The following is a 19533-nucleotide window of genomic DNA, read 5'->3' on the forward strand; positions in this document are numbered from 1 at the left end:
AACACACATGGCAGGTTGAATCCATAACAACCATAGAGGATGATTCTGGTAGCCCATTCACTACCGGAAGATGCATATGACGATATCGCTGACCACACCTGCCATGCTTTTCCCTGCAGTGTCACTACTGCTTCTTGCCTACACCAATCGCTTTGTCACGTTGGCGTCCTTGATCCGAAATTTCGATCCAGAACACAGCACAGAAGGCACACAGCAGCAGATCGCCAACCTGCGTAAACGCATTTACTTGATTCGTCGCATGCAGGAAGCCGGCGTCATCAGCTTCTGTTTGTGTGTGGTATCGATGATGGCGCTGTATTGGAATTACGAATGGGTCGGCGGCTACATCTTTGCGGCCAGCCTCGCATGCTTGCTCTATTCACTGTTCCTTTCCGTTCGGGAAATCAACATTTCCTGTGACGCACTCGATGTGCATTTACAGAATTTCAAAGTGGACTTCAAAAGCAGCTCGAAAAAGCGCTAAACATTCTGCCCTAATAGACATCATTCTCTGAGCGGACGCTAAACGTCTGCTCCCCTTTAATACCCACTTCAATATGAAACACGATTGGGCGACAGCACACTTGGCAGTCTTCAATGTATTCATAGCTTTCATCAACGGCTTCGATCAAGACTTCAATGGTTTCACCACAATAGGGGCACTGAAGATATTCATTGCTTAACGCTTGGCTCATGGCTTACCCCCATCAAGACATTAATTGGTTGTTAGACTGCACTACCCTTCTGCTTTAACTTTAGACCAAACCGCCCACTCATTACCGCATGGATCAAGGAAATGAAAACGGCGACCACCGGGGAACTCAAAAATGGGCTGTTCAATGATGCCGCCACACTGCTCGACTCGCTCAAGCGTCGTTTCTAAATGGTCACTGTAAAGCACCACCAGTGCCGCGCCGGTTTGTGGGCGAGAAGTAAAATTGGCACGAAAGAAGCCACCATCTAAGCCAGCATTGGAAAAAGCGGTATAGTCAGCACCATAGTCTTCAAATTGCCAACCAAAACAGCGACTGAAGAAGGCTTTATTCGCTTCTAAATCCTTCGCTGGCAGCTCCACATAATTGATCTGATTGTTTTGCATAATTGCCCCCTTAAATGGTTGCCATTGTTACCAACAGCACACTGCCTAAGATCATCACACCCCCGAACCATTGCTGAGCGGTAATACGCTCATTGAAGCGGCGCTTAGAGAAGTATAGCGTACCCAAGATTTCGGCTTGGCCCAAGGTTTTCACCAGTGCGGGATTCACCAAAGCAAAGCCTGTAAACCAACCAATGGAACCCAATGAGCTTAAAATCCCGACTTTCCAGCTTAGTTTGACCGAGCGATTAATGGGCGCTTTCAGATCTTTGCTTAATAGAATTTGTAGGCTACATAAAAACACGGACTGTAGCGCCAGCACATACCAAAGAGTGACTCCTGCGCTGGTGATGATCGAGCCTTGCAATGAATGACTGGCCAAGGAGGCGGTCACGGACGTCACCGCGAAACAAAAACCACTGCCAAGGCCCGCGATCAGCGACATATCTTTGTGTGCGTGTCGTAGGTTTGCGAGGCGAATGCTCATGACCAAGGCCCCCAACACCCCTAGCACTATGCCCATCCAGGCACTAAAACTTAGGGAATGATGCAGCAGCGGAATGCCTATCAGTGCCGCCAATACCGCTTCGGTTTTCGCCAATAAGGTGCCCAAAGCAAAGCTGCCTGACTGGAATACTCGCAGCATCAGATAGGTCGCTAACACCTGCGCCACCGCACAGGCGGTTGCATAACCAATAAACGCTAAGGCATTCGGAAAAGAGATGCCGCCCAACGCAAGCCAACATACGATTAAATACAGTGTCACCAACGGCAGGCCATAGAGTGAGCGCGCCATGGTTGCATGCAGAAAGCCTTGTTCTTGAGAAAGCGTTTTTTGGTGGGCTGTACGAAACGCTTGGCAGGCCGCAGCAAAGAGTGTGACAAAGATCCACATGACGAGGTGATGGTTCCAATCAGTTTGAGAAGCGGCAAGAATGCGCTCCAGCGTACTATTTGTAAAAGGAATAATTAGAATTTCTATTATTCCTTTTTAGAATCCAAAAGCGCATCCTTGCGCTGGGTAAATCGCTCAATCGGTCGCCACTGACCTATTAAACCGACTCAGGGGTTTCTATATTGCCACTAGCAAACTTGGCAAAGCGGCCTTTCTCGGTACCGTGAGTCTGGTCGCTGTCTTGCCATGGCCAACCACCAAATTGCGTACATTGATAATCGAAAAATGCCTGTTGCAGCTCTTCTCGGGTGTTCATTACAAACGGACCATGTTGCTGCACCGGCTCCCCAATAGGACGGCCTTGTAGCAATAAGAAGCGCGCTTTGCTACCGGTATTGTTAATCTCCAGCGCGGCACTGCTGTCCAATACATAGGCTTCTTGCACTGCAACCTCAGTCGCGTCCAATTGCCCTGTTTGCCCCTCAAAGAAATACAATGTGCGGCTTAACCCTGGGCTTGCAGCAGGCAACGTCCAGCGAGCACTTTCCTCTAGGTCAATGATCCAGATCGCCACTTCATTGTCGGGATCCCCTGCCCAAGAATCGGGTGGTGGGGATAATGGCGTAATCGTTTCCCCGCTAGGAGCTAGGTAGGGGCCTGCCACCACTTTGACTCGGGCTTCATTACCCGCGTCATCCTGCAGCGCTGCGATGGGTGTTTGTTCGTTCCAAAGCATGCCAAAGTGTGGCTCGACCATTTTGTTTTTCGCGGGTAGGTTTAACCATACTTGGAACAATTCGATGGGGTTCGCTTTATCTTGATATACCAATGGGAACATTTCAGAGTGTTGCACGCCTTTGCCTGCCGTCATCCATTGGGTGTCGCCTTCACCATAACGCCCCGCCGCTCCCATCGAGTCGGCGTGATCAACGAAGCCTTCGTTAACAATGGTCACAGTTTCGAAGCCACGATGTGGGTGTGCTGGAAATCCAGGCACTTTGCTGCCGTGATACATACGCCAGCCATTAATCCCTGCGAAATCCTGACCAATATCGCGGCCCGCTAGTGAAGCGGCTGGACCTAGAGCACCATTTCCCTCTGGGAAGCGGTCATTATGAAAGGCACAAAATAAGAATGGGTCAAAGGTCGGCCAAAACATTTGCAGTTTTAGACGCTGTTGAATCGCTGCTGACATGCTGTTCTCCAAATAACGATACTATGTTGCATAGCCTAGCCTATGGGGCCTTGGCTTTCGATATACTAACCGCGACTTCCATACTTCATTCTTTTGTTAACCCTTGCGACAGGTTAAAGAAACGCTTAGAAAACAATCAAACAGCGTAATACTTTCGTCTTATGTATAAGGTTTTATCGTTACCTAAGTGGTTTAATCAGACATCAATAAAAATAAAATGGAGTTGCAATATGGTGCAGATATGGATTGCCACAATCATCATGGCTATCGTGTCGCTCTTGGGTGTATTGACCTTTAACATTCCCCTCTGGTTTGCCATGCTAGCTTGGCTGATCTGTGCTGCAAACGGCGTCATTGCCATGCTCAGCCACCGCAAGTTTTTTCAACAGTCTGACGCCGTTAAATCAAACCAGAAGGCAGGCGCAACAGGCACATCAAGTCAGATTGCCTGCAATGTTTCCTCCACCGCGTCGAAGATGGCGATCAGCTCCGCCGAAGTCTCCTTTGCGGTAGACAGTCTCACCAAAAGCATTCAAGAAGTGGAGGACCATAGCCAACAAATCTCCCTTGCAACCTCAGAACTGAGCGCAACTGGTGAGCAGGTTTCCAATCATATCGTCACCGTGAACAGCACCATGGAACAAACCGCTGAGGCCGCTGGCGTATCGGAAACGCAGCTGCGAGCAGGAGCTGAACGTGTGGTTGCCCTGACTAGCGCAGTCAACAGCGCGGCACAGCAGCTGGAGCGCTTAAAGCAAAGCGCCGACGATATAGAAAGCATCACCGATGTCATTAAAGGGGTCTCAGAACAAACCAACTTACTGGCACTGAATGCCGCCATCGAAGCCGCCCGAGCAGGTGAGCAAGGCCGAGGCTTTGCCGTGGTCGCCGACGAAGTGCGTACCCTTGCCGCAAAAAGTGCTGAGGCTTCTCAACAAATCGCCGACATGCTTAATGAAATACGCAGCAACACCCTGCGCACCCGTGACGATATGGCGCAAGTGACCGAACAAAGCCATTTATTAGAATCAGAGCTTGGGGACGTCACCCAAACCTTCTTAAAGATTACCCAAGATGTGCAGCAAGCCTCTAGCGCCATGGAAGAAATCAAACAATCCAGCTTAGGCTTTCAAACCACTAGCTTGCAGATCAATGGGTCGATTGACGAAATCACTTCTTCACTGGCGGTGCTTTCAAAGCGTAGTGAGGAACTGTCTCATCAAGCCAATGGCCTAAGCCAAGGGGCTGAAAGCGTCTTCTTAACCCTTGATGAGATCCCCCACGACAGCTTCTTCAAAGACACTCTTGAAGAAGGCCGTCAGGCGGCAGAAAAAATCGGTCACTTACTCGAAGCTTGGATCGAACAAGGTATAGTCAGCGCTAATGCCCTATTTGAGCAGGCTTACACGCCTATTCCGAATACCCACCCAGTGAAATACTCAACCGCCTATGACAAGCTAACCGATCAGTATTTGCCCGATATTCAAGAGCCAATTCTCGAGCGCCATCAGCACATCCTATATGCCGGCGCCGTTGACCGTAAGGGCTATTTCCCCACTCACAATCGTCGCTACAGTCAGCCTTTAACAGGAGACTTTGATAAGGATTTGGTCAATAACCGCACCAAACGTATTTTTGATGACCCGACTGGCAGTCGCTGTGGTGCCCATACGGATTCATTTTTAATGCAAACTTACAAACGTGACACCGGTGATATTTTGCACGATTTGTCCGTTCCTATCTTTGTGCAAGGCAAACATTGGGGTGGATTCCGCATCGGTTTTAAAGCCAGTCATTAATTTTTTAACATGAAAAAAGCTCAGAAATTCTGAGATCACTGGGCTTTTTGTCATGATTTTCTTAAAACTTCCTCGCTCAGACATTCAAAAATGATTCCGCTGATTCTCTCTTGAGAATTACAAAAGTTTCAAATCCAACGTTTACTTTCTTAAGCCAAGCAAGGCTTCTGTCTCGCCCAGAGATTGGTAGACTGCGCCTCCAATAATAATCACAAACCTAGAGAGTATTCTTCATGATCACGAGCGAAGCTATCTCAACAAACGACCAGCGCGAAGTAAAAATTGTTCTACTGATCGCGGCGTTTGTCATCCTACTTGCAACCTTCTTTAACCAGTTACCAGGCGGTATGATTGGCGCATTAGGCGCGATGGTCATCGTAGGTTTTATCCTGAATTACTTGGGCGACCGCACTCCGATTATCAATCAGTTTTTCGGTGGTGGCGCGATTGTCGTTATCTTTGGTTCTTCTTACCTATTCCACAGCGGTTTCTTATCGGGCGATATTGAAAAACAAATCACCACGTTCACTAAAAGCGGCGGTTTCCTTTCGTTCTATGTGGCCAGCCTAGTCACAGGCTCTATCTTGGGCATGAGTACGGATACTCTTAAAAAAGCCGCGCTAAAATACATCCCTGTCATTTTAGGCGCAGTGGCGATTTCATTTTTGTTCGCCGGCATCATCGGCTTGTTCTTCGGTAAGAACCTATTTGAGTCCCTGATGTTGATCGCTCTGCCAATCATGGGCGGCGGTATGGGAGCTGGCGCAGTGCCATTGGTTGAAATCATGTCTGGCCGTACGGGGATGGATGCGGCGTCCTTGATGTCCCAAATGGTACCTGCCTTGGCCATTGGTAATGCCATTGCCATCGTGATTGCAGGTCTACTGAACAAAGTCGGTCAAATGAAACCGTCTTGGACCGGTAACGGTGAACTGATTCGCGGTGAAGCCGAAGCCATCCAAGACAAATCCACTTCAAATGACTCATTGGATGTGAAGAAGCTTGGTATGGGGGCTTTGATTGCCATCAGCATGTTCTTCCTTGGTACATTGCTATCCACTGTGATCAGCATGCACACTTACGCACTGATGATTCTTTCTATCGCCCTGATCAAGGTATCTGGCTTAATGCCTGAGCGTCTAGAGAAAGCCGCTCACGCTTGGTACACCTTTGTGGTAAGTAACCTAACTCCTGCACTACTGGTGGGTATCGGTGTTGCCTACACAGATCTAAACCAAATCATCGACGCACTTTCTCCTATGTACTTTGCGCTGGTCTTTGCCACGGTACTAGGTGCTGCGATTGGTGCTGGCATTATCGGCCGCGTCATGGGCTTCTACCCAATCGAATCTGCGATCACGGGTGGTCTATGTATGGCCAATATGGGCGGTACAGGTGATGTGGCAGTATTGGCTGCGAGTAAACGCATGCAGTTGATGCCATTTGCGCAGATCTCTTCTCGTATTGGCGGTGCCTTTATGTTGATCTTAGCGACCTTTGCCATCCAACTACTGGCCTAATCGCATTGGATGTTAAGAGCCCTCTATGAGGGCTCTCTCCCCTCCTTTATAATGCTAGGTATTCGCCCATGACCGCTAATACCATGACCCTCAAATCCTATCTGACCGTCATCATTCTCAGCACCATTACCCTGATCATTGCCGTATCAGGCGGCTTGCTGGTGTTTGTCACCAAACAAACCTATTTAGACGGCGTCAGTCAGCGTGGCATTGAACTGGCACGGGTCATCGCCAATGACATGAAGGTGGTAGAAGCAACCGCACGCGCTAACCAAGGCCAACTGCAAAGCCTGCGCCCTTACATCGAGAGCATTCGCTCTAAGACCGATGCCTCGTATATCGTCATCACTAATAAAGCAGGCATTCGTTTAAGTCATCCGCAACCTGAGCGGGTTGGCGAACGTTTTATTGGAGAAGACATCCACCCCACCCTTGAGCAAGGCGTGACGCGAACCACAGTAGCAACTGGTTCATTAGGTTCTGCCATTCGTAACTTTGCCCCGATTCAGGTCAATGGTGACACCTTTGGCGCGGTCAGTATTGGCTACTTAAACCAGTCGATTACCGATCTGCTGTTTACCTACTATCTTGAAGCCATTATTTGGCTGGGCTTTATCTACATCAGTGCGATTATTTTGACCTTGTCCTTGCTGAGCAAGCTAAAGCGCACTTTTTTGCAATATGAACCAGAAGAAATCGTGCAACGCTTTCAAGAACATAGCTTGCTCTTAGGCAGTATTCGCGAAGGTATCATTGCCATCGATCGTCAGCATAAAATCACCGCCATCAACGATGCGGCAAGCTTTTGGTTAGCCCCAGAACAAAGCCATGACAAACTGATTGGTCTGCCTTTAGAGGAACTCTCACAGGGGCTGTCGTTGCTGATCGTGGACAGCTTGAGCAAGCGTAATAAGCATTCCATTACCCTTGGCCGCCATGACTTTGCCGCGTCCCTTTATCCATTGAGTGATGAAAGTAGTGAGTCAGGCTACTTGATCGTGCTTAACCACGAGCAAGACATGTCCGAGCTCGAGCAGGAGCTGACCCGAACCACAGCTTATGCACACCAGCTACGCGCCAAAACCCATGAACATAACAACAAGCTGAATGTGATTTCAGGGCTGTTACAGGCCGGCAAAACACAAGCCGCGATTGACTACTTACAACAAGAAAGTGATTTGCACCAAAACATGCTCGGCGCCCTCGTCAAGAGCATCGAGAACAGCCCTGTCGCAGGCATGCTATTGGCCAAGTACAATTACGCTACGGAGCACCAGATTGCCTTTACCTTAGACGAAGACAGTCAATTAAAGCATTACCGCCAATCGGTTAATGATGACCTGATTACTCTGATTGGTAACTTAATAGAAAACGCCTTTTACGCCGCCAAACAAAATCCTCATGCTGCCCCCTGCACGGATTTCTTTATCAGTGATCGCACCAGTTATTTAATGATCACTGTGACCGATAGTGGCCAAGGGGTGGATGAAAAAATTGCCCAACGTATTTACGATTTGGGGGTGAGCAGCAAAGCGGACCAAACTCAGCACGGCGTCGGCCTGTATCTGGTGAGCCGCATTGTACAACGCTACAACGGCAGCCTTGACTGGGAACGCACAGACGATGACACCACTGTGTTCAGTGTGTACCTAGATAAACGAGAATTAGAACCATGACACAATATTCTGTATTGATCGTTGAAGACGATCAGCAAGCAAGTTACACCCTAGAACAGGCGGTCAATCAACACCCGCTATTCAAAGTTATTGCTGCGGCGGAGTCCGTAGCCGAAACCCGTATGCATCTAGGCCAACAGCCGGATTTGATCCTGTTAGACATCACTCTACCGGATGGCGATGGTATGAGCTTATTGCGCGACATTCGTCAACAAGGCCTCAGCGCTTCGGTGATCATGACCACCGCGGAACGGGAATCCAGTATGGTGGCCCAAGCCATTCAATTTGGTGTCAACGATTACCTGGTCAAACCCTTGCGCTTATCCCGCGTTCATCAAGCCCTCAATGACTTTGTCGCATTCCAAGCCAAACTCGAGGAAGCAGAGCACATCGATCAGCTGCAAATTGATGATTTAATGCGTAAAAGCAAAACGCCCAGTAAATCTCGCAAGACGCCAAAAGGCATCGATGCCACCACACTTTCGACCATGGTGGAGCACATTAAACAACGTCAGGAACCCTTCTCGGCGCAAGAAATTGGCGATGAATTGGCCCTTAGCCGAATCACCGCGCGCCGTTATTTAGAGTATTTAGAAGAGCAAGGCATGGTGAGCATGAGTCTGAACTACAACACCGGCGGTCGCCCTAAGCAGCTTTATCATGTTGTGGGCTAATTTGCGCTATCTTAAACCTGCGTTTGCTGCGCATATTGGCCGCTAGCAAAGAGCCAATAATCAAGGCTATACCAAGCCATTGCAGCGCCCCAAGGTTTTCTTGCAGCATCCACATTCCCAGTACCACGGCAACTATCGGATTCAGCAGTGACAGCATGCCAAAAGCATTGGGGCCAATTTGCTTAATGGCATTCACGGCGATGAGATAACCAAACGCGGTGTTCAAGATCACCAGCCAAACCAAGCCAGGAATTTGTGGCATCTGGATCATGCTCGGAGCACCTTCAAAAAACCATGCCACTGGCACCAGCAACACACCCGACATCAGCAACTGCCAAGTGGCAACTCCTAAAATGTCATTGACTTGCCAATGCTTCGTCAACAGGGTGGCAATCGCTACCACAAAGGTGGCGCCTAAGGCACAAGCAACGCCGATCGGATCGAGATCAGCGGACGGATTCAGCAATAACACCACACCACACAAGCCGACCAAGGCACTCAGGGTCGCCTTGAGCTGTGGTGTTTTACCTTGGGCTAACCACTGCATCACAATCAACAATAACGGCAGTGTCGCTCCTAGTGTACCGGCAATACTGCCTGGCAATCGATAAGCCGCCATCATCAGCAGAATAAAAAATAAGCCAATATTAAAAAAGCCTAAGACAAACACTTTTGCTAAGTGCATGCGCGGCATACGACGCACAAACAGCCATAAGAACAGCCCAGCGCCTAACGCTCGCCATACCGCCACCCAAATAGGTGCTAGGTCTGTCAAAAATAAGCCAACCGCAGCATAGGTACTGCCCCACAGGATGGGTGCCAGAGCAGCGAGCAAAATGGGATACATAACACCTCACAATTTATCTTTTACAAAAGATACTTTCGTGAAAGATATTGTTTTCAGTCCCCTAAATCAAGTATCTTTTTCAAAAGATACTTTTCTACCTTATTTCGCTGTACTGGAAGCCCCCTATGCCTGATCACGTCGCCAAGCTGTTACAGCAATGGCAAGTTGTCCGCCCCGAGTTAGATACCAGCCCAATGGGCATTATTGGCCGTATAGGCCGTATGGAAAAGTGCCTGATGCCTGCAGTGGAAAGCGTGATTCAACAGCATGGCATGAGCCGTATCGAGTTCGACTTAATGGCGACCTTACGTCGCGCCAACGCCCCGCTTACACCAACTGAATTGTATAAGACCACGATGCTGTCTTCGGGCGCAGTTTCCAGCAAACTGGATACCTTGGTAGAACGTCAATGGGTGGAACGCTTGGTTAATGAGCAAGACCGACGCAGCTGTCGGGTGGTATTAACCGAACTTGGACGGAGTGTCATCGATCCTGCGGTGGATGATCATGTTGAAAACCAAAAAAAACTCCTCGAAAGCTTGTCTTCCGAGGAGCAGGTATTATTAGCAAAGTTGCTCGGCAAATGGCTTGCTGAGCATGAACAGAAACTCTAACTTAGTTAAGCGTACTCAATGACGCATAGCGCTCAGTAGATGACATATTCACTGCGCGTTGTAGAGCTTCAGGCGTTTGATACACTTGCGTCATAAACTGCTGCCCTTCGACTTGCTCAGCTTGTAAATACTCGTTATCAACTAGCCAACTTTTCAATGCCTCTTGATCTAGCTGCCCGTCTGGTAGCTTCAAGCGTTCCATGTCTTCAGCAGACAATTGCGCTACCGTTCCGCCCGGCAGATAGATCGCGCCTGTAATAAAATCGACTCCGAATGCAATCACCCCCGGCACAAACCAGAACAACAAACCCAGCGCATCCAGCGCGACCACACCGATATCCAGCTTACCGCCGGTTTGTCCACGTCGTTCAGGGTAAATCAGAGTGCCACAAGCCGCGAGTTGTGACGCGATCAGAGAACCTACAACCACCTTAGTGAGCCCTTTCGATGTCATCTTCATGTGTCTCTCCTTTTATACAGTAACGCTTTTAATGTGGCTGTATAACGACAACTTATCAAGAATAAACACTGCCTTAGCTTATGTTTTCCCTCTTCTTAACACATTACTTAGAGTCCTAATCGATTAGCTGACAGTCATGACTCGAGCATTTTCTGCTCCAGCTTATTCAAGATGTATTGACCAATCGGAAAAGCGCTGGTGGCAGCAGGAGATGGCGCATTACACACATGCAAAGTGCGCGGGCTTTGAACAAACAAAAAGTCATGCATCAGTTTGCCATCCTTCATCACGGCTTGGGCGCGAATGCCTGCAGGGTATGGCTCAAGGTCTGACAGCTGAACCATAGGACAGTACTTTTTGACTTGTTTTAAATAACCCGCTCTATACCAAGAGTTATAGGTTTCCTTGAGGCCGATTTTCCAATAATCCTTAATTAAGCGCCAATAGCCTGGAAAACTGAACATGCTGCTAATGTCTTTGATACTGACATTGACTCGACCGTAACCCTCTCTTTTCCAGCCCTGCACAGCATTCGGGCCAACCGTCACCGAACCATCAATCATGCGTGTCAGGTGCACCCCAAGAAATGGTAGATCGGGATCAGGAATCGGGTAAATAAGATGATTCACGATCTGATTATGATGTGGGCTTAGACGATAGTATTCACCGCGAAACGGCACAATTTGAAAATCCGTTTTAATGCCCAACATTTTCGTAAGGCGATCCGCCATCAAGCCACCACAGGACACCAAATAACGAGCGTAGAACGGGTGACGATTGGCGTCGATACTGACACCGGATGCGTCTTCTTGTAACCCTATCACCTGCGTCCCTAAATGGATTTCGCCACCCAACCCTGCCACTAATTCGGCCAACTTTTCGCATAGGGCGCGGTAACTTACGATCCCGGTTGACGGCACAAATAAAGCCCCTTTACCGACGACATTTGGCTCACGCTGATGCAGCTGTGCTTGCGTCAAGTAGTGCACTTCCAGATCATTGTTTTGACAACGTTCAAATAAAGCGTCCATACGCTGCAGCTCAAGCTTATTGGTAGCCACCAACAGCTTGCCACACTCTTCGTAAGCGATGTTATGGGCCTGACAAAACGCTTTGGTCGCCGCAGCACCTTGCTTACAAAACTTCGCTTTTAGGCTGCCGGGCGCATAATACACACCAGCGTGAATCACTCCTGAGTTATGGCCCGTTTGATGAGCCGCGACATGGGCCGCTTTATCCAAAACGACCAAACGCTTACCAGGGTATTTTTGCAGCAATTGCCAAGCGGTCGATAAGCCAACAATTCCTGCTCCGATGATGGCAATATCATATTCCATAGGTGTTTTCTGCATCGAGGCTTCACTCCATCGTTTACTTTTAAATATCATAACAGAGGGAGTGAAAGTGATCTCTGCTAACTGGTTTTAGCCGATACCGAATATTGCATAGCCACTTTACGTGAGGCTTGGAATTCCTCCATGGTCTCACCGCGCATGGCGGCGTACACTTCAGGATTGGAGCGTCCTAACACCGCCGCCATCTTTTCCAAACAGAAGAAAATCACACCATAACGAATCAGCTCAATCCATTTTAAACCACTTACCATGGTCTGCTCTTCGGCCGTCAGGTCAAACTCTTGCATCAGTGCAGCTTGATCATGAATAAAGCGCTCACGATGCTGCGGTTCAATCAGTCGACGCAAGAAATCGTTTAAGCGATAAGCGCGATGGCTAGTTTCTACAGTAAAGGGATAGGTGCCTTCAAGCTGTTCAATGCCTTGGATTTGCGCCATGGGATTAAGTTCGGATGAGTCATTGGCCCCTTGCTCTTCCAAAATTAAGGTCGCGATATTGGTCATGGGTGGGCAATAGCTGGCCTTATGCACACAGCAGATATCATCGGATAACGCACCGCGCATAATCAGCCACATGATCACCTCAGCGCCCTCCATACCGCCTTTGGTGGCGTATTCGGCGTGAGTCAGTTCCGTCAAAGACTCAGGCTTTGTCTCTAAACGTTGTAAGAACTCTTCATCCCATGGCTCATTGTTGAAACCGCAGCGCTCTCCATGGACTTGATGAGATAAGCCACCGGTGGCAATAATCGCCACATTCAGGTCTTCTGGGTAACTCAAAATCGCCTGTCGCAGTGCTTTACCAAAGTCATAACAACGCTTCGCTGACGGTGCTGGAAATTGCAGCACGCCTACTTGAAGGGGGACAACCGATCCGTGCCACTCTCCTTCTTCGGCCAGCATCATCATGGAGTATGGGAGGCGCCAATACCACCAATAATGTTTGCCATAATTCTGCTCTCGTTATCGTTTAGGAGTGATAACAAGTAGAATATTGAGATATAGTTATGGAAACAATTACCTAAAAAAATACGTAGCGTTTCCAAAAATGAACCGAAATCCCCAGATCCTAAAAGACCTTCCGGCTTTTTATTGGAGTGCTCGGCTGCTCAATATGTCCGAAGCTGCACTGACTTTAGATATGACCAAAGCCACGGTGAGCAAGGCTATCTCTCGTTTAGAGTCGGTCTATCAGATGCGTTTAATGGAGCGTAACTCAAGAAACATTCGCCTGACGCCTGAGGGACAAATCCTGTTCGAATTCGCTGAGCGGGTGTTGCAACTGGCCGATGAAGCGGGCCATGCGTTAAGTGGTATGCAACACACCCCTCAAGGTAGCGTGCATATTGGCGTACCATTAGCATTAAGCCGTGAAGTCCTAGCCCCCCATTTGGCTGAGTTCCAGCGCCAATACCCCCTCATTCAGTTACGTATCCAAACCAGTCAACACCCAATAGATGTGCTGAAAGAAGATCTTGATATCGCCATTATAGTGGGGTCTATGGAAAACTCAGAACTGATCGTTAAAACGCTCTATCCCAGCCAGCTGGTATGGGTTACATCCCCTAAATATAGTCAACAGATCAACACGCCTATCATACCTAACGACTTGCAGCGCCATATCCTATTTTGCGAAACGCGCTACCACAAAAGCCAATTTAAGGTGAAGTTTAAGGGACAATCACATTCCCTCGATCTTAGCGGAGCAAACAGTTGCAACGATCCCATCGTAATAAGAGAGGCTGTTTTACAAGGTGCAGGTATCACTATGTTACCTAATCAATATTGCAAAGGTTTAGTGGAAAATGGGCAACTGGTAGAAGTGTGCCATGATATCGTGATGAATGAAGGCGCAGCGGAATTGAAGATGGTGTATCCGAGCAGGCATTACCGCTCTACCCGAGTCAGAGCTGTAACCGAGTTTATCGAAAGGATGTGTGAGAAGTTATAACACGTTACAAGGTAGCTCAGAGACCACCCAGGCAAGTTTGCCCATATCCATCACAGCAGCACTGACAATAACGATTCCAAGTAACTTCATGACGCATTCCAAGATATTGTTTTAATTCACTTCATCATACGGAACAAGGTCTTGAATGCATGCCAATTTTCACTCTTTTACAGATAATACGTTTTCTTTGCGACAAAAAAATCCCCGCACTAGGCGGGGACTTTTAACATCCAGTACTAATAAGCCGTTGCTTACCAGCCAGTGATTTCTTTCAGACCAGCACCGATGTCCGCTAGAGAGCGAACTGTCTTAACGCCTGCGTCTTGTAGCGCTGCGAATTTCTCGTCAGCGGTACCTTTACCACCAGAGATGATCGCACCCGCGTGGCCCATACGCTTACCAGCAGGAGCCGTTACACCAGCGATGTAAGAGACAACAGGCTTAGTTACGTTTGCTTTGATGTATGCAGCCGCTTCTTCTTCTGCCGTACCACCGATCTCACCGATCATAACGATCGCTTCAGTTTGTGGATCGTTTTGGAACATTTCTAGTACGTCAATGAAGTTAGTACCTGGGATTGGGTCACCACCGATACCAACACAAGTAGATTGACCGTAGCCTGCATCCGTTGTTTGCTTAACGGCTTCGTACGTCAAAGTACCAGAACGTGAAACGATACCTACTTTACCAGGCATGTGGATATGACCTGGCATGATACCGATTTTACACTCTCCAGGAGTGATAACACCTGGACAGTTAGGGCCGATTAGGCGAACACCTAGCTCGTCACACTTCACTTTACAGTCAAGCATATCAAGTGTCGGAACACCTTCAGTGATACAAACGATTAGTTTGATACCAGCGTTAGCCGCTTCAAGAATAGAGTCCTTAACGAAAGGCGCTGGAACGTAGATTACAGATGCTTCAGCACCAGTAGTCTCAACAGCTTCTTTAACAGTGTTGAATACAGGTAGACCAAGGTGAGTTTGACCACCTTTACCTGGTGTTACACCACCAACCATTTTTGTACCGTAAGCAATCGCTTGCTCAGAGTGGAATGTACCTTGGCCGCCAGTGAAACCTTGACAGATTACTTTAGTATCTTTGTTAATTAGAACAGACATTATTATTTGCCCTCCGCAGCTTTAACAACTTGTTCAGCTGCGTCTTTTAGACTTGTTGCAGCGATGATGTCTAGACCAGAGTTCGCTAGAACTTCACGGCCTTTCTCTGCGTTAGTACCTTCAAGACGTACAACAACAGGCACTTCTACACCAACCTGCTCAACTGCACCGATGATACCTTCTGCGATCATGTCACAACGTACGATACCACCGAAGATGTTTACCAATACCGCTTTAACATTGCTGTCAGAAAGAATGATCTTGAATGCTTCTGCTACACGCTCTTTGGTCGCGCCGCCACCAACGTCTAGGAAGTTAGCTGGCTTGCCACCGTGTAGGTTAACGATGTCCATAGTACCCATCGCTAGACCTGCACCGTTAACCATACAACCAACGTTACCGTCTAGTGCAACGTAGTTAAGCTCCCACTGTGCTGCATGGGCTTCACGCTCATCTTCTTGAGATGGATCGTGGAACTCTTGCATTTTCTTCTGACGGTAAACAGCGTTGCTGTCGATGTTGATCTTGCCGTCTAGACAGTGCAGGTTGCCTTCGTCAGTGATAACTAGAGGGTTGATTTCTAGTAGTGCGAAGTCGTAGTCGTGGAACATTTGCGACAAACCAAGGAAGATCTTTGTGAACTGCTTGATTTGAGCTGGGTTCAGACCCATTTTGAACGCCATCTCACGGGCTTGGTATGGCTGTGCGCCAACAAGAGGATCGATGATCGCTTTGTGGATTAGCTCAGGCGTTTCCTCAGCTACTTTCTCGATCTCAACACCACCTTCAGTAGAGGCCATGAAGACTACGCGACGAGTAGAACGGTCTACTACAGCGCCTAGGTACAATTCGTTCGCGATGTCGGTGCAAGATTCTACTAGGATCTTAGCAACTGGCTGACCGTTTTCGTCAGTTTGGTAAGTTACTAGGTTTTTGCCTAACCAGTACGCTGCAAATTCTTTTACGTCATCCAAAGAATCAACAAGCTTTACACCGCCCGCTTTACCGCGACCACCAGCGTGTACTTGAGCTTTTACCACCCACTTGTCACCACCAATTTTCTTCGCCGCTTCTACTGCCTCTTCTGGCGTGTCTACTGCGTACCCTGTAGATACTGGCAGGCCGTATTCAGCAAATAGCTGTTTCGCCTGATATTCATGTAGGTTCATTTGATTCTTCCGCTCATCTTAATGATTGATATAAGTCTGTCTTGTGGACAGAAAATGCCGGCTTCAAGAGCCGGCAAATCGAATTACTTTATTTGCGTTTACGGTTCGCAATATGGATCGCGTGGCCGTCTACTGCAAGCGCTGCTTCGTGTACTGCTTCACTTACTGTTGGGTGAGCGAATACTGTCAGAGCGATGTCTTCAGCAGTTGAACCGAATTCCATTGCGATCACCGCTTGGGCAATCAAATCAGCCGCGTGACCACCGATGATGTGGCAGCCTAGGATGCGATCTGTTTCTTCACAAGCAAGGATCTTAACGAAACCATCAGTGTCGTTAGCAGCCATAGCACGGCCAGACGCTGCAAATGGGAATTTACCCACTTTGAAGTTCACGCCTTCTGCTTTAAGTTGCTGTTCGTTCTTACCTACCCAAGCAAGTTCTGGGTGAGTGTAAATAACTGATGGGATGCAGTCGTAGTTCATTTGCGCTTTGTGGCCAGCGATGATGTCGGCAACCATTACACCTTCTTCAGATGCTTTGTGCGCAAGCATAGGACCACGAACGATATCACCGATCGCGAATACGCCAGGAACGTTGGTACGACACTGCTCGTCAACAAATACGAAACCACGCTCGTCTAGGTTGACACCAGAGTCTGCCGCTAGACAGCCATCTGTGAATGGCTTACGGCCTACGGCAACAATTAGTTTGTCGAATGTTTGCTTCTGCTCTTCACCTTTGGCATCAAGGTAAGTCACTTCCACTTCTTCGCCTTTGATTTCGCTACCTGTTACACGAGCGCCAACGCGAATGTCTAGACCTTGTTTTTTGAAGATCTTAGCCGCTTCTTTCGCTAGATCTTGGTCACATAGGCTTAGGAATTGATCTTGTGCTTCTAGTACGACTACTTCAGAACCTAGACGCTTCCATACAGAACCTAGCTCAAGACCGATTACACCAGCGCCGATTACGCCAAGACGTTTTGGCACTTCACGGAAATCTAGGGCACCTTCGTTATCAACAATGATGTCACCCGTGCGTGGTGCAGGTGGAATGTTCACTGGTACAGAGCCAGTCGCTAGAATCACGTTGTCCGCTTCAAATGTTTCAACAGAACCATCGTGCGCTGTGAATTCTACTTTTTTGTTTGAAAGTAGCTTACCGAAACCTTCAAAGCTGGTTACACCGTTTGCTTTGAATAGACCAGCGATACCGCCAGTCAATTGGTTAACGATTTTGTCTTTGCGATCAATCATCGCATTCACGTCCATTGATACGCCATCAATGCCGATACCGTGTACAGAGAATTCTTCCTTCGCATCGTGGTATTTGTGCGAAGAATCCAATAGTGCTTTAGAAGGGATACAACCTACGTTCAAACATGTACCACCTAGTTTTGGATTGTTGTCTTTATCCAACCACTTTTCGATACATGCTGTTTTTAGACCCAATTGTGCAGCACGAATCGCCGCTACATAACCACCTGGGCCACCACCAATTACGATAACATCAAATTTATTAGACATAGGGTTTATCCATTGTTGTTTGCTAGGGCGTTATGCGCCCTAGCAAGTTATTTCTCTTATCCACAGAAGTGGGTGCAATTACTTAGATTTCAAGCAGTAGACGTGCTGGATCTTCTAGTAGGTCCTTGATGGTTACAAGGAACTGCACCGCTTCTTTACCGTCAATCATACGGTGATCGTATGACAACGCTAGGTACATCATTGGCTGGATCACAACCTGACCGTTAACCGCCATTGGGCGCTCTTGGATTTTGTGCATGCCCAAGATTGCAGTTTGAGGTGGGTTAAGGATAGGCGTCGACATTAGGGAACCGAAGATACCGCCGTTGGTGATGGTGAATGTACCACCCTGCATATCTTCCATACCCAACTTGCCTTCACGACCACGAACAGCAAAGTCCATGATACCAGATTCGATGTCCGCAAGCCCCATCGCTTCCGTATTACGTAGTACCGGCACCATCAAACCACGGTCAGTCGATACCGCTACACCGATATCTTGGTAGCCATGGTACACCATGTCGTTACCATCAATCGATGCGTTCACTGCTGGGTAGCGTTTTAGTGCTTCAGTTGCCGCTTTTACAAAGAACGACATGAAGCCCAGTTTAGTGCCATTGTGAGTTTTCTGGAACAAGTCTTTGTACTTGCTACGCAGTTCCATCACTGGGCCCATGTTCACTTCGTTGTAAGTAGTCAACATCGCCGCTGTTTGCTGAGCTTCAACAAGACGCTTGGCAATGGTTGCACGTAGACGCGTCATAGGTACACGTTTTTCAACACGACCATCAGCACTCAATGGTGCAGGCGCTGCGGCTGGAGCCGCTTTCGCAGGCGCTGCTGCAGGTGCTGCTGCCGCTTTGTTCTTCACCGCTGCTTCAACGTCTTCTTTGGTAATACGACCGCCTTTGCCAGTGCCTTTTACTTGCGCTGCTGTTAGGCCTGCTTCCGCCAATGCTTTACGAGCCGCCGGACCCGCTACCGCATCTTCATCACCCGCTTCTTCTGCAACAGGTGCAGCAGCTTGAGGCGCAGCTGCTGGTGCTGCCGCACCACCTTCTGCACCAATGGCGAAGTTGGCTAGTACTTCAGAACTCAGTACCGTATCGCCTTCAGCTTTGACAATATCAGCGATCACGCCATCTGCTGGCGCTACGACTTCAAGTACCACTTTATCTGTTTCGATGTCGACGATGTGTTCATCGCGCTTACACGCTTCACCTGGCTGTTTGTGCCATGCTGCAACGGTACCGTCTGCAACAGACTCAGGGAATACAGGTGCTTTGATCTCAACCGTTTCTTTAGCTGATGCATCAGAGGCCGCTGCAGCCGGAGCATCGGCTTTGGCAGCAGGTGTTTCAGAAGCTTCTGCACCAGAGTCAAATGTTGCTAGGACCTCTGCGCTTAGGACAACGTCGCCCTCGCCTTTTAGAACTTCTTTTAGAACACCATCTGCTGGAGCAACCACTTCAAGCACAACTTTGTCGGTTTCAATGTCAACAATGTGCTCATCGCGCTTACATGCTTCGCCTGGTTGTTTGTACCAAGTAGCGACTGTGCCATCCGCTACAGATTCTGGAAAAGTAGGTGCTTTAATTTCAATACTCATTTTTTACCCTTATCTCTGA

Annotated in this window: 19 protein-coding genes; 7 read left to right on the plus strand and 12 right to left on the minus strand. The window is 48.3% G+C overall.

Features of this window, described 5'->3' with window-relative positions:
• The first annotated feature begins 76 nt into the window (after positions 1-76).
• Positions 77-484: a DUF2721 domain-containing protein gene (locus MAQ5080_RS12375; protein ID WP_067210847.1), complete on the plus strand. Its 408-nt coding sequence runs from the start codon at positions 77-79 to the stop codon at positions 482-484.
• A gap of 10 nt (positions 485-494) precedes the next feature.
• Here the strand turns inward: MAQ5080_RS12375 and MAQ5080_RS12380 are convergent, their stop codons facing one another.
• The 4 genes from MAQ5080_RS12380 to MAQ5080_RS12395 all read right to left on the minus strand — a co-directional run bounded on the left by MAQ5080_RS12380 (position 495) and on the right by MAQ5080_RS12395 (position 3189).
• Positions 495-695, minus strand: coding sequence for a CPXCG motif-containing cysteine-rich protein (locus MAQ5080_RS12380; RefSeq protein WP_067210767.1), 201 nt, complete (start codon positions 693-695; stop codon positions 495-497).
• Between the two features lie 41 nt (positions 696-736).
• Entirely contained in the window at positions 737-1099 is a 363-nt protein-coding gene (locus MAQ5080_RS12385) for a VOC family protein (protein ID WP_156496574.1), read from the minus strand.
• Positions 1100-1109: 10 nt separating this feature from the next.
• A complete protein-coding gene (locus MAQ5080_RS12390) occupies positions 1110-1994 on the minus strand; it encodes an EamA family transporter (protein ID WP_067210773.1) in 885 nt (294 codons plus the stop codon).
• Between the two features lie 157 nt (positions 1995-2151).
• Complete coding sequence (locus tag MAQ5080_RS12395) at positions 2152-3189, minus strand: pirin family protein (protein ID WP_067210776.1); 1038 nt, start codon at positions 3187-3189, stop codon at positions 2152-2154.
• 230 nt (positions 3190-3419) lie between these two features.
• Between MAQ5080_RS12395 and MAQ5080_RS12400 the strand changes: the two genes are divergently transcribed.
• The 4 genes from MAQ5080_RS12400 to MAQ5080_RS12415 all read left to right on the plus strand — a co-directional run bounded on the left by MAQ5080_RS12400 (position 3420) and on the right by MAQ5080_RS12415 (position 8858).
• Positions 3420-4988, plus strand: coding sequence for a methyl-accepting chemotaxis protein (locus MAQ5080_RS12400; protein WP_231870832.1), 1569 nt, complete (start codon positions 3420-3422; stop codon positions 4986-4988).
• A gap of 233 nt (positions 4989-5221) precedes the next feature.
• Positions 5222-6508 carry a 2-hydroxycarboxylate transporter family protein gene (locus MAQ5080_RS12405; RefSeq protein ID WP_067210780.1) on the plus strand — a complete coding sequence of 429 codons (1287 nt, stop codon included), beginning with the start codon at positions 5222-5224 and terminating at the stop codon, positions 6506-6508.
• A 68-nt stretch (positions 6509-6576) separates the two neighbouring features.
• Complete coding sequence (locus MAQ5080_RS12410; RefSeq protein WP_082861099.1) at positions 6577-8184, plus strand: sensor histidine kinase; 1608 nt, start codon at positions 6577-6579, stop codon at positions 8182-8184.
• Positions 8181-8858, plus strand: a complete 678-nt coding sequence (locus MAQ5080_RS12415; protein ID WP_082861100.1) for a response regulator — start codon at positions 8181-8183, stop codon at positions 8856-8858. The genes MAQ5080_RS12410 and MAQ5080_RS12415 overlap by 4 nt, the downstream gene beginning before the upstream one ends.
• Here MAQ5080_RS12415 and MAQ5080_RS12420 read toward each other — a convergent pair.
• Positions 8830-9705 carry a DMT family transporter gene (locus MAQ5080_RS12420; protein WP_067210784.1) on the minus strand — a complete coding sequence of 292 codons (876 nt, stop codon included), beginning with the start codon at positions 9703-9705 and terminating at the stop codon, positions 8830-8832. The genes MAQ5080_RS12415 and MAQ5080_RS12420 overlap by 29 nt on opposite strands.
• 125 nt (positions 9706-9830) lie before the next feature.
• Here MAQ5080_RS12420 and MAQ5080_RS12425 point away from each other — a divergent pair, with 125 nt between their 5' ends.
• Positions 9831-10319 (plus strand): MarR family winged helix-turn-helix transcriptional regulator, encoded by a 489-nt coding sequence (locus tag MAQ5080_RS12425; protein WP_067210787.1) that lies wholly within the window; start codon positions 9831-9833, stop codon positions 10317-10319.
• Between the two features lies 1 nt (position 10320).
• On the opposite strand, the gene MAQ5080_RS12430 is transcribed toward MAQ5080_RS12425, so the two are convergent.
• From MAQ5080_RS12430 to MAQ5080_RS12440, 3 genes are all read right to left on the minus strand, one after another.
• Positions 10321-10779, minus strand: a complete 459-nt coding sequence (locus MAQ5080_RS12430; protein WP_067210790.1) for a hypothetical protein — start codon at positions 10777-10779, stop codon at positions 10321-10323.
• Positions 10780-10913: 134 nt separating this feature from the next.
• A complete protein-coding gene (gene lhgD, locus MAQ5080_RS12435) occupies positions 10914-12131 on the minus strand; it encodes an L-2-hydroxyglutarate dehydrogenase (RefSeq protein ID WP_156496576.1) in 1218 nt (405 codons plus the stop codon).
• Positions 12132-12193: 62 nt separating this feature from the next.
• Entirely contained in the window at positions 12194-13042 is an 849-nt protein-coding gene (locus MAQ5080_RS12440; RefSeq protein ID WP_067210792.1) for a gallate dioxygenase, read from the minus strand.
• A gap of 139 nt (positions 13043-13181) precedes the next feature.
• Here MAQ5080_RS12440 and MAQ5080_RS12445 point away from each other — a divergent pair, with 139 nt between their 5' ends.
• The gene (locus MAQ5080_RS12445; protein ID WP_156496577.1) at positions 13182-14084 is read left to right on the plus strand and encodes a LysR family transcriptional regulator; all 903 of its coding nucleotides are present in this window, start codon (positions 13182-13184) and stop codon (positions 14082-14084) included.
• Positions 14085-14335: 251 nt separating this feature from the next.
• Here MAQ5080_RS12445 and sucD read toward each other — a convergent pair whose 3' ends face one another.
• The 4 genes from sucD to odhB all read right to left on the minus strand — a co-directional run bounded on the left by sucD (position 14336) and on the right by odhB (position 19514).
• Entirely contained in the window at positions 14336-15208 is an 873-nt protein-coding gene (gene sucD, locus MAQ5080_RS12450; protein WP_067210799.1) for a succinate--CoA ligase subunit alpha, read from the minus strand.
• Positions 15209-15210: 2 nt separating this feature from the next.
• Positions 15211-16377, minus strand: a complete 1167-nt coding sequence (sucC, locus tag MAQ5080_RS12455) for an ADP-forming succinate--CoA ligase subunit beta (RefSeq protein ID WP_067210802.1) — start codon at positions 16375-16377, stop codon at positions 15211-15213.
• 88 nt (positions 16378-16465) lie between these two features.
• Entirely contained in the window at positions 16466-17905 is a 1440-nt protein-coding gene (gene lpdA / locus MAQ5080_RS12460; protein ID WP_067210806.1) for a dihydrolipoyl dehydrogenase, read from the minus strand.
• A gap of 82 nt (positions 17906-17987) precedes the next feature.
• Positions 17988-19514 (minus strand): 2-oxoglutarate dehydrogenase complex dihydrolipoyllysine-residue succinyltransferase, encoded by a 1527-nt coding sequence (gene odhB, locus MAQ5080_RS12465; protein WP_067210809.1) that lies wholly within the window; start codon positions 19512-19514, stop codon positions 17988-17990.
• Positions 19515-19533: the final 19 nt, after the last annotated feature.

Origin of the sequence: Marinomonas aquimarina (assembly GCF_900089755.1) — a bacterium.
Classification (GTDB): Bacteria; Pseudomonadota; Gammaproteobacteria; order Pseudomonadales; family Marinomonadaceae; genus Marinomonas; species Marinomonas aquimarina.